General features: G+C 57.8%; 1 tRNA gene. It reads right to left on the bottom strand.

Going from position 1 to position 251, the window contains the following annotated elements:
* Window positions 1–96: 96 nt before the first annotated feature.
* A tRNA-Leu gene (locus tag ACMUOY_RS20975) sits at window positions 97–181 on the bottom strand.
* Window positions 182–251 lie beyond the last annotated feature (70 nt).

Genomic DNA, 251 nt, shown 5'->3' with positions numbered 1-251 from the left:
CGACACAAACGACAACGGGCGCAATGGCTGCGGTGTTCCGCGGTGCTACTGCGCCCGTTTGACGAGCCATGGAACCCATGGGTTCCGACGAATTTTTGGTGCGCTCGGCGAGACTCGAACTCGCACAGCTTTCGCCACTACCCCCTCAAGATAGCGTGTCTACCAATTTCACCACGAGCGCTTGTTGAAACTGCCCCGCGTGGCATGAGGATGGCGCCGCGGAACAGACCAAGATTCTATAGGGAAAATCG

The sequence above is a fragment of the Candidatus Skiveiella danica genome, from assembly GCF_022705245.1.
Taxonomy (GTDB): Bacteria; Pseudomonadota; Gammaproteobacteria; order Burkholderiales; family Burkholderiaceae_C; genus Skiveiella; species Skiveiella danica.
Note: the sequence above shows the minus strand (reverse complement) of the source record. Positions and strands in the feature narration are given on the sequence as shown.